General features: G+C 64.5%; 3 protein-coding genes. 2 read left to right on the top strand and 1 reads right to left on the bottom strand.

The genetic code is table 11. The annotated features are described in order from the left end of the window. Positions 1 to 156: 156 nt before the first annotated feature. Positions 157 to 897, top strand: a complete 741-nt coding sequence (gene truA, locus OJI97_RS00030) for a tRNA pseudouridine(38-40) synthase TruA (protein WP_297659496.1) — start codon at positions 157 to 159, stop codon at positions 895 to 897. 317 nt (positions 898 to 1,214) lie between these two features. On the opposite strand, the gene OJI97_RS00025 is transcribed toward truA, so the two are convergent. Then, positions 1,215 to 1,745 (bottom strand): CarD family transcriptional regulator, encoded by a 531-nt coding sequence (locus tag OJI97_RS00025; protein ID WP_257548901.1) that lies wholly within the window; start codon positions 1,743 to 1,745, stop codon positions 1,215 to 1,217. 316 nt (positions 1,746 to 2,061) lie between these two features. On the opposite strand from OJI97_RS00025, the gene OJI97_RS00020 reads away from it, so the two are divergent. Continuing rightward, a complete protein-coding gene (locus tag OJI97_RS00020; RefSeq protein ID WP_297659489.1) occupies positions 2,062 to 2,880 on the top strand; it encodes an SDR family NAD(P)-dependent oxidoreductase in 819 nt (272 codons plus the stop codon). Positions 2,881 to 2,957: the final 77 nt, after the last annotated feature.

Below are 2,957 nucleotides of genomic sequence, written 5' to 3'. Positions count from 1 at the left end.
TGCGCGGGCGGGCGATTCCGAAAGGAACGCGGCTCGCATGACGCTCCCCCCCTCCCCTCCTCGTCACCCCGGACTTGATCCGGGGTCCCGCTTGCCGCCGCTGAGCGGGACCCCGGATCAAGTCCGGGGTGACGGAAATGCGGATCTGGGTCGGCCATGACCCGCTTCGCCCTCACCATCGAGTTTGACGGCCGCCCCTTCATGGGCTGGCAGCGCCAATCGCACGGCCCCAGCGTCCAGCAAGCGCTGGAGGAAGCCGTCACGCGCATCACCGGCGAGGAGACCCCGGTGCATGGCGCGGGGCGCACCGACGCCGGGGTCCACGCGATCGCGATGCGCGCGCACGTCGACATCGAAAAGCCGATCGAGCCCTTCCGGCTGATGGAAGCGCTCAACGCGCAGCTTCGCCCGGCTCCGATCGCGGTGCTCGCCTGCGAGACGGTCGCGGACGACTGGCACGCGCGCTTTTCGTGCATCGGGCGCGCCTATGAATATCGCATCGTCAACCGCCGCGCGCCGCTGACGTGGGACAAGGGGCTGTCGTGGCAATTCGCCAAACCGCTCGATGCGGGGGCGATGCACGGCGCGGCGCAGGCGCTCGTCGGGCGGCATGATTTCACCACCTTCCGCTCGGTGCATTGCCAGGCCGAAAGCGCGGTCAAGACGCTCGACCGGATCAGCGTCAGCCGCCACGGCGACGAGATCATCATCGAGACCGCGGCGCGCAGTTTCCTGCATCATCAGGTGCGCTCGATGGTCGGCTGCCTCTCGATGGTCGGCGAGGGCAAATGGTCGGCGCGCGATCTGAAGGCCGCGCTCGACGCCGCGGATCGCAGCGCGCTAGGGCTGAATGCACCGCCCGACGGGCTTTATTTCGTCGAGGCGAAATATCCGTAAGCCCCGCAATATTTTCGCGCAGAGGCGCAAAGATCGCAGAGAATAAAAGGGTTCACGCGGAGACGCGAAGGCGCGGAGAGGTTGTGATTGTCGCGAAGCGACTTTTCCTCTTCAGCGCTGCGATAGTCCGCATCGTTGCGGGAGCAAGGGGCCTGACGGCCCGGAATCTTTCCCTCCGCGTCTCCGCGTCTCCGCGTGAACAAAAACTCTGCGATCTCCGCGTCTACGCGCCAATTGCCTTTCCCTTCACGTCAAAGAAAAAAGGGCGGCCCTTTATAAGGACCGCCCTTTCATTCCCCCTTTGGAAATCCGCGGTCTCAGACCGCCTTTTCCAGATAATATTTCGGCGCATGCTCGTTGAGGATCTGGAGGATTTTCGCCTGCGCGGTCTTTTCGTCGCTTTCCTCCATCGCGCCGAGTTCGCGCGCGAGGCGGCTCGACGCCGCTTCGAAGATCTGGCGTTCAGAATAGCTCTGTTCGGGCTGGTCGTCGGCGCGGAACAGGTCGCGGGTCACTTCGGCGATCGACACGAGGTCGCCCGAGTTGATCTTCGCTTCATATTCCTGCGCGCGGCGCGACCACATGGTGCGCTTCACCTTCGGCTTGGTGGTCAGAACCTGCAACGCTTCCTTCAGCGTCTTGTCCGACGACAGCTTGCGCATCCCGACGCCTTCGGCCTTGTTGGTGGGAACGCGAAGCGTCATCTTTTCCTTTTCGAAGCGCAGAACATAAAGTTCCAGCTGCATCCCGGCGATTTCGGATTTCTGCAATTCGATGACGCGCCCCACGCCATGCTTCGGGTAAACGACATAATCTCCGACTTCAAAGACGAGCGTGTTTGCGGACATGCAAGTTCCTTTCTTGGCCTTGCCGGTGGGCTGGGAAGCGCAAAAAGCCGGGTGCATCCTGCCCTTGTCGAAAGGGGGATCGGCGATTTCGGGCGGCGCTAGCCAGTCAGAGTGGCAAGGGATATGGCTCCATAAGGACGCCGTCAGTCCCCTGGCGCCCGGCGGGCGGGAGGCGAACTATCGACGCGTTGATATTTATTATAACAGAGTCGCAACAAAATTGCCACCCCCTGCACGGAAAACCGTGGGATTGGCCGCTTGACGCCGCTTCGCACCCGTTTCAAGCTGCAACCGATAGCCAAATGGGGATGCCGATATGAAAGATCAAATCTGGTGGGTCACCGGCGCGTCGTCGGGCATCGGCGCGGCGCTGGCGCGGGGACTCGCCGGCCGCGGCGCGCGACTGATCCTGTCGGGGCGCAACGTCGCGGCGCTGGAGGCAGTCGCCAAGGACTGCGGACCCGGAACGATGATCCTGCCCTTCGAGGCGACCGATTATGCCGCGCTGCCGATGCTGGCGCAGGAGGCGTGGGATTGGGGCGGGCGGATCGACGGGCTCGTCAACAACGCCGGTATCTCGCAGCGCAGCCTGGCGGTCGATACCGATTTTTCGGTCTACCAGAAGATCGTCGACGTCGACCTGCTCGCGCCGATCGCCCTCACCCAGCAGCTTCTGCCCCGGATGATAAAGGCGGGCGGCGGACAGATCGTCGCCATCTCCAGCGTCGCGGGGATCGCCGGCGTGCCGCTGCGCAGCGCCTATTGCGCAGCGAAGCACGGGCTGATCGGCTATCACGACAGCGTGCGCGCCGAGAATGAGCATCTGGGGCTCAAGGTCCTCGTGGTCGCGCCGGGGTCGGTGCAGACCAACGTCAGCCGCAACGCGCTGAACGCCGACGGCAGCGTGCGTGGGACGAGCGACAGCGCGATCGACAACGGCCTGTCGCCCGATGTCGCCGCGGCGCAGATACTCGACGCGGTCGCGGCGGGGACACGCGAACTGGTGGTGGCGGAAGGCACCGAAGCGCAAATCCCCGCGCTCCGTCGCGGCGATCCCGACGCGCTGTTCGACCGGATGAGCGCGATGGTGCAGGCGGGCTATGCAAAGCAGATGGGGGCGACGTCCTCCTCTTGAAGGGCCGCCAACGAGCGGAAGCGGACAAGAGATCCTCCCCGGCACGGGGAGGGGGACCATGCGAAGCATGGTGGAGG

Source organism: Sphingopyxis sp. (assembly GCF_025869345.1).
Lineage (GTDB): Bacteria > Pseudomonadota > Alphaproteobacteria > Sphingomonadales > Sphingomonadaceae > Sphingopyxis.
The sequence above is the reverse complement of the archived record's forward strand: the minus strand, read 5'-3'. Positions and strand labels throughout refer to the sequence as shown.